This is a genomic window from Brevibacterium sp. ZH18 (assembly GCF_022748595.1).
Classification (GTDB): domain Bacteria; phylum Actinomycetota; class Actinomycetes; order Actinomycetales; family Brevibacteriaceae; genus Brevibacterium.
Genome location: NZ_JALDSX010000080.1, coordinates 1 through 5,683, shown reverse-complemented (window position 1 = coordinate 5,683; position 5,683 = coordinate 1). Strand labels below are relative to the sequence as shown.

Below are 5,683 nucleotides of genomic sequence, written 5' to 3'. Positions count from 1 at the left end.
AGCCGCCTCATTCCAGGTCGCTGTTTCGCCGTCTTACTCCCAGAGGTCACATCTGAGAACACATCTCGTTTCTGGACTCCCGCACCGACGAGTGCGTCGAGTTGGAGCTGCGCATCTTGGCCGGCAGTACTGATTCGTGTGTAACCCAGAAGCCTCATGCCTTAAGAATGACTCATAAATCCCAAGAAGTCACGACTCTAAGACACTTTGCGTCAAGACGAGTTAGCGAGACAGATCGTACCCTGTGAGTACGCGATTGAATTGACGTCACGCTGAGGCAGGTCTGGCGTCTTATAAATCTAAAGGTTTCCAATACATGCGAATGCTTGCGATTCGGATTTGTTCACGATCATGCTTCGTGCCGCCCAACCCAGGGCCTGTACACCGACCTCCGGCGTTTTGCTGAGCCTAGCGGTTATGTGCGGACGGTTTAGATTGTCACTGCTGGGGGTGCCTTGAACCGGTAGCCTGGAAAAATGCCAGATAGCATCTTCTCCAATCCCAGGCTCGCTCGTGTCTACGATCCGCTTGACCCTGACCGGAGCGATCTTGACATGGATCTTCGGTACATCGAGGAGTTCAAGGCGACAACAGTACTCGACGTAGGTTGCGGTACTGGAACCTTGATTTCAAAGCTCACAGCTCTGGGAATTGTCACGTTGGGAGTTGACCCAGCGGCGGCGTCCATCGACGTTGCTCGTGAAAAGGTGGACTCTGACCTCGCAGAATTCGTCGTTGGCACAACAATCGACGTTTCGGCTGATCCAAGCCTACATGGGCACTTCGATCTCGTTACGATGACTGCCAACGTCGCGCAAGTGTTTTTGAACGATGATGACTGGATGGCCACCTTGCAGGCAAGCAAGTCCTGCCTTCGGCCAGGCGGGCACCTCATCTTTGAGGCACGACGTCCCGCCGACCGCGGTTGGGAGCGTTGGACTAAAGAACAGACTCATCGGCTAGTCGAGCTCGACGGCGAAGGACCAGTTGAGGAATGGATACAGGTGACCAAAATAGACGGGGAGCTCGTGAGCTTCGAATCACCGACGATCTTTCACCGCGATGGTGAACGAATCGACTCCACTTCGACCCTACGGTTCCGCGACAAAGACGCGCTCGAACAATCGCTCTCGGCGGCTGGCTTCATAGACATCGAGGTGCGCGATCTGTCGTACGCTCCGGGACGTGGGTGGTTGATCCTCGCACGAGGATGACTGTCTGCTATGGATGCACTGCTACGCGGCGCTGATGACTCGGAGTTGCCTGCCGGTCGAGAAAGACCAACGCTGGGGCTTACGGATCTGCGGTGCCCTCGCGGTAAATCCTCGCTCGCGTGATCTTTCCTGCGTCGAGATCGAAGACTGCTATCAGCTCAGCTGATTTTGCGGTGGCGTCGTGGGTCCAGGCCTCTGCCATTTCGATGGCAACTGCATTTCCTCCGTCGATAGCGCGTCGGAGAGTGAGCTGGGGTGTGAGCGATTCCATCGCGGAGGTGAAGAATTCGCGCAGTTGCCCTTTAGGCACTGTGTAGCCGCCAGTGATCCACTCGGCCGAAGGAGCAAAGTCTGCGAGCAGCGCGTCGACATCTTGATTGTTGAAAGCATTTATATGTCGCTGTACGAGATTCGGTGTCTGACTCATCATTGCTCCTTCGAAATATGGTCAGTACAAGCCTAGTGGCCGCGGCAGGACATTTGCCGGAAGAACGCGAATGCCCGCCACATAGCGATGAAAAAACACCGCCATTCATCGTTGAATCTCACACTTAGGCTCTCCTCGCCGCTTGCCAACCACGGATGAAGCTCCGGCAACGAGAACACCTGTCACGGCCATAGCTCCACCAACTGCCACGTTCCGTTTCGCATCAGCGCGACACTCGACGATTCCGTCCGGCAGAGTCAGCCCGTTGGCCTCGGTAATTCGCATTGCGTTGAGCCCTGACGGGCAAGCCCACATACCTTGATCATCTAGGTAGGGGCCCTGCCCCATCTGGACGAAAAATCCTCCAGCAATCAAACCGACCGAGGTAAGTCCGAGCAGGGTGAGTGGCAACCATGCTCGTTGTCTCTTCACAACAATGGTCAGAACCCAAATCGCGACAGTCGCGCCCACAGCGAACCATCCGAGGAGCACCCACTCCACCCACTGAACATCTTCCATGTGGTAGAGCTCGACCGACTCATCGCTAGCCTCTATCAGCATGTGCAATGAGAGCGTGTTGTTCACAGTGATACTCCTCTAACGCCCTAGCGATTAGGCATTCAAACCAATATGACACACTCGCTCGTATAGTTCCGGGCAGTGGTAACTAACTCTCGATCTATTGTGTCCTGATAGAGGAACCAGCAAAGCCCATCACGGGTAGAGTTAGCGGTTCCTGAAACTGACTGTTGCCCTGGCCCCTGTCTTCTGAATCGTGACAATGTTGTCGCCTTCTCGTACCTACACGGTGCCTGAAGACGCTATAGAGTTGGGACCGGGACAGCTTTCAATTACGGGCTGAGCTTACAGATAAAACTAAGGAAACTGACCGATGGAGGACTTTGGCTTCGTGGAATCGAGCTTTGGCATTCTTGGCATGCTGCTGACGTTGCTACCTGTACTTGTCTTTCTGGCCATCATCGTAGCTGTGGTTGTCGCCGCGGTCTGGATCGCCAAGTACCTCAAGCGTCAAGAATCTGACCGCAAAGAAATGCTTGATCTCATGCGCCGGCAAGCTCACGGGAAGCAAGAACTGTGAAGAGTGATCGTATCGCCGTTTTGCTGATCTTCGCGGGTCTGTGCACGCTTCTAGCCGGATTTATCACTGGCCTCGCGATCTTCTCAACGATGTGGATTCTCCTAAGCTTCGGAGTCGCTCTCACACTGTTAGCCGTGAGCTTCATCATTTCTGTGGTAAATCGAGCGCCTTGGCGACTCGGAGACCTCGACCAGCTGCGGCGGCTGAACGCCACATGGTCGATGCTTCTGATCGCGGGACTCACATGTGCTGCGGTGCTCGGGCTCGCGATCTCTGGGTTCATCGCTCTCGTCGATGACACAACTCTGCAGAGCAGCCCTGCACAAGACGCACTGGTCTGGGTTGGTGTTATTGCAACAGCACTAAGCGTGGTGGGGCTTGCCGGGGCCGCGGTGGTGAAAGTCGGCACTCGTTTAATTCGTTAACCACAACGGAGGTCTTGATATTACTAGCGAGATCCTTAGCGTTACCTGGTTTATGGAATTTCTCGTTCTCCGCGCAGGCCACGCACCTCATGTTCTTGACCGCGTATCCGGCCTAACCGCGGACTGACAGCGACAGGCTCTAACTCGTCGAGGCGACGCAGCGTTGTCAGGCCAAAAACCGCGAAAGTGAAGTAGAGCATGTCGGGATCGTTCTATGGCGAACGTGGACCGCCCGAAGCTGCATCAGTCCCCCTCCTCATGGTGCGCCGCGTCGACGTCGAAAACGGTGTAAAACCCGGTGTGTTAGGTGTTGCACGAAGTGTACTAGCGCGTCGCGTGCGCTCTTGGCGTTCTATGCGTGTCCGTGGTGGACTTGGGGCATGGATAGTGCGTCGCTACTGATTGACCAGCGCTCGGCCTCCGTCTCTGCCTCCGAGCAGGATATATGGGCGTGGGCGAGCGGGCGGCGGGTATTTGTGTCCAGCCTCATCACTGACATGCCTGAGGAGCGAACCGCGGTACGGGCAGCGATCGAGTCGGTCGGGGCAACGGCGGTAGTGTTCGAGGATCTCGGAGCACAGGACATCTCGGCCGAGCAGGCATATCTATCAGGGGTTCGCAGCTCCGACATCTACGTGGGTATGTGGGGCACACGTTACGGCGTGCGGATGCCCGACGGATATTCAGCTACTCACGCGGAGTTCTTAGAGGCCGAGCGCCACGGGCTCCGGCTGTGCCTTTTCGTCTATGCCGAGACAAACGGAGAAATGGACGGCCCCCAACGCGATCTGGTCCAAGGCGCCCGCAACCTATATACGACGAGCCCGTGGAGTGACCCGGAAGATCTCGGCCAGCGAGTGCGGGGTCGTCTGGAGGGGGTAGCAGCCGAGGAGCTGGCGCCGTGGGTGCGAGTAGGCCGGACACTGTTTCGTGCGCGCGAAATCACAAACGACGGAAAGACGATTTCTCTCACCGCGAGGGTCCGCAGCGAGGCGGTCCATGCCGAGCTCGTGCGCCTGCGAAACAACCGTGCAGACGGAGTGCCGTTCGCCTCCCCTCAGACGGCACTGCCAGTGCGGATCATCGAGCTGTCCACAAAAACCGTCTCGACGATCGGCCATGAAGTGCAATTGACGCTGGTCGCTCATGAGCAGCAAGCATCACATATGCGTGCGACAATCAATGGGATATCAGCTGATGAGGTGGCACGGCGAGCACTGTCCGAAGGTCTTTTCGACACCTCACTGCTCGGCCAGCAGATGGGGTGGATAGCACAGCCGATCGACCCTCTGATTCCATTACGAGGGCAGGCCTTGGACGACAGTGTCCTACGGCCAGTAGCACAACTCTTGTTCGCTGAACGGCTACTCACCGAGCAGGTGGCGTCGAGAATCGATTCGTTCACGCTCGGACCCACCCACCAAGGTGCTCGCCGCTTGCAAGCCACCTGGACCCCGCCGCAAATGTACATGAACGAACCAGACCCAGCACCTGTCTCGATCGACGGCACCGTAACGAACCTATGATCGATCGCCCCCCCTGCACAATGCGGCCCATCGGAAGACGAATAAGTCTCTCACCAGCACAAACGAAGCGCCGATAATAAACCTTATGTAAACCTGATTGTGTTTTCGTGGAACTTGGAAGTGCCTCTACACAGATACTTCGGCCTTGTACGCTCCCCTGATCGACCCACCAGAGACTCGCAATACAACGGTGCCGGTACCCGCTCTTGTCAAGACAATCGTCTTTGCGGCACCGGTTTGCCAGGTAGCAAAACGTGTATATGTCCGTGGGCCCCCAGCCTTTTTAGGGTGGGCGAACCTTCCGGAGAATAGATGGACGAGCCTGTGGTGTTTTCATCAACATCTACGACCGCAATTCGAGGTCGATGGAGGTCAGGGCCGTTCCAGGTCAGAACGAAGGTTTCGGCAGAACCGGTGTTCCTCGACTTCGTAATTCTCACCAATGGAGCCGGGTCTTCGGAAGGCAATGAATGAAGCGCCAAATCCAGCTTTTCTGAAGCAGTCCCCGCGATTGGAAGCAATCGTGGCTTTACAGAGTTGCCGCGACGATCCTGCGTCGGGGCGTACATAGCTACGAGCTGTGTTCGGAAGTCGGGGTTGTTTTTGAAGCGCGATACGTCGGAAAAGGGTTTCCAGTCAAGATCAAGCACCGTCATCGTTCTATCCGGGTCTTTTGCAATCCAGTCACGCAGCAGAGCATTAATATGCTCGTCCCTAAAGGAATAGCCGACGATGACGAGATGGTCAGTACGCCTTAAAGCACGTCTAGCCGCGTAATTTAGCTCGATGGTTGGACCATCGGTGCCGAGCTTGTCCCGGTCCCCTACAACAAGCCACGGGCTCGAACTAGGCTCGTCCTCCTGACTTGATTCGGCTTGCAGATATACGCCTCTTGTGGAGACTAGGGCATGTCTCCTTTATTGGCGGAGCCATGTCAGGATCGCGCTGATCACGACGGCCGCTCGATAGGTGATGGCGAGCTTGTCGTATCT

Annotated in this window: 8 protein-coding genes; 4 read left to right on the top strand and 4 right to left on the bottom strand. The window is 56.2% G+C overall.

Annotated elements, in window-relative coordinates:
- The coding region (locus MPN20_RS16795) for a recombinase family protein (protein ID WP_242783987.1) at window positions 1–158 on the bottom strand (158 nt) is incomplete at its 3' end.
- A gap of 318 nt (window positions 159–476) precedes the next feature.
- On the opposite strand from MPN20_RS16795, the gene MPN20_RS16790 reads away from it, so the two are divergent.
- Window positions 477–1,214: a class I SAM-dependent methyltransferase gene (locus MPN20_RS16790; RefSeq protein WP_242783986.1), complete on the top strand. Its 738-nt coding sequence runs from the start codon at window positions 477–479 to the stop codon at window positions 1,212–1,214.
- A gap of 79 nt (window positions 1,215–1,293) precedes the next feature.
- Here MPN20_RS16790 and MPN20_RS16785 read toward each other — a convergent pair whose 3' ends face one another.
- Window positions 1,294–1,641 (bottom strand): nuclear transport factor 2 family protein, encoded by a 348-nt coding sequence (locus MPN20_RS16785; protein ID WP_242783985.1) that lies wholly within the window; start codon window positions 1,639–1,641, stop codon window positions 1,294–1,296.
- Between the two features lie 105 nt (window positions 1,642–1,746).
- On the bottom strand, window positions 1,747–2,226 hold the full coding sequence (locus tag MPN20_RS16780; RefSeq protein ID WP_242783983.1) for a hypothetical protein: 480 nt from the start codon (window positions 2,224–2,226) through the stop codon (window positions 1,747–1,749).
- A 307-nt stretch (window positions 2,227–2,533) separates the two neighbouring features.
- On the opposite strand from MPN20_RS16780, the gene MPN20_RS16775 reads away from it, so the two are divergent.
- The 3 genes from MPN20_RS16775 to MPN20_RS16765 all read left to right on the top strand — a co-directional run bounded on the left by MPN20_RS16775 (window position 2,534) and on the right by MPN20_RS16765 (window position 4,691).
- The gene (locus MPN20_RS16775) at window positions 2,534–2,740 is read left to right on the top strand and encodes a hypothetical protein (protein ID WP_242783981.1); all 207 of its coding nucleotides are present in this window, start codon (window positions 2,534–2,536) and stop codon (window positions 2,738–2,740) included.
- Between the two features lie 134 nt (window positions 2,741–2,874).
- Window positions 2,875–3,165, top strand: coding sequence for a hypothetical protein (locus tag MPN20_RS16770; protein WP_242783980.1), 291 nt, complete (start codon window positions 2,875–2,877; stop codon window positions 3,163–3,165).
- 380 nt (window positions 3,166–3,545) lie between these two features.
- On the top strand, window positions 3,546–4,691 hold the full coding sequence (locus tag MPN20_RS16765) for a DUF4062 domain-containing protein (RefSeq protein ID WP_242783978.1): 1,146 nt from the start codon (window positions 3,546–3,548) through the stop codon (window positions 4,689–4,691).
- A gap of 209 nt (window positions 4,692–4,900) precedes the next feature.
- Here MPN20_RS16765 and MPN20_RS16760 read toward each other — a convergent pair whose 3' ends face one another.
- Window positions 4,901–5,347, bottom strand: a complete 447-nt coding sequence (locus tag MPN20_RS16760) for a hypothetical protein (protein WP_242783976.1) — start codon at window positions 5,345–5,347, stop codon at window positions 4,901–4,903.
- Window positions 5,348–5,683: the final 336 nt, after the last annotated feature.

Excerpts from the sequence above, each read along its gene's own strand:
- MPN20_RS16790 (WP_242783986.1), top strand. The coding sequence starts at position 477 with ATGCCAGATAGCATCTTCTCCAATCCCAGGCTCGCTCGTGTCTACGAT.
- MPN20_RS16785 (WP_242783985.1), bottom strand. The coding sequence starts at position 1,641 with ATGAGTCAGACACCGAATCTCGTACAGCGACATATAAATGCTTTCAAC.
- MPN20_RS16775 (WP_242783981.1), top strand. The coding sequence starts at position 2,534 with ATGGAGGACTTTGGCTTCGTGGAATCGAGCTTTGGCATTCTTGGCATG.
- MPN20_RS16765 (WP_242783978.1), top strand. The coding sequence starts at position 3,546 with ATGGATAGTGCGTCGCTACTGATTGACCAGCGCTCGGCCTCCGTCTCT.
- MPN20_RS16760 (WP_242783976.1), bottom strand. The coding sequence starts at position 5,347 with ATGACGGTGCTTGATCTTGACTGGAAACCCTTTTCCGACGTATCGCGC.